Source organism: Citrobacter sp. Cpa228, assembly GCF_030333085.1.
In the GTDB taxonomy this organism is placed as follows: Bacteria; Pseudomonadota; Gammaproteobacteria; order Enterobacterales; family Enterobacteriaceae; genus Citrobacter; species Citrobacter pasteurii.
The window spans coordinates 1-227 of the sequence record NZ_JAOWGQ010000021.1; the positions used below are offsets into that span (position 1 = coordinate 1).

Annotated in this window: 2 tRNA genes; both read left to right on the forward strand. The window is 57.3% G+C overall.

The window, feature by feature from the left end:
- The first annotated feature begins 28 nt into the window (after positions 1 to 28).
- Positions 29 to 105 (forward strand) — tRNA-Met (locus tag OGX91_RS00175).
- Positions 106 to 153: 48 nt separating this feature from the next.
- Positions 154 to 227: transfer RNA gene (locus OGX91_RS00180), tRNA-Met, on the forward strand.

Consider the following 227-nt stretch of genomic DNA (forward strand, 5'->3'; position numbering starts at 1 on the left):
TTAGCAGAGTATAGTGCGCATCCACGGACGCGGGGTGGAGCAGCCTGGTAGCTCGTCGGGCTCATAACCCGAAGGTCGTCAGTTCAAATCTGGCCCCCGCAACCAATTAAAATCAGAAGCAGTAACGTTACTCGATGGAAGAGTAATGACGGACGCGGGGTGGAGCAGCCTGGTAGCTCGTCGGGCTCATAACCCGAAGGTCGTCGGTTCAAATCCGGCCCCCGCAA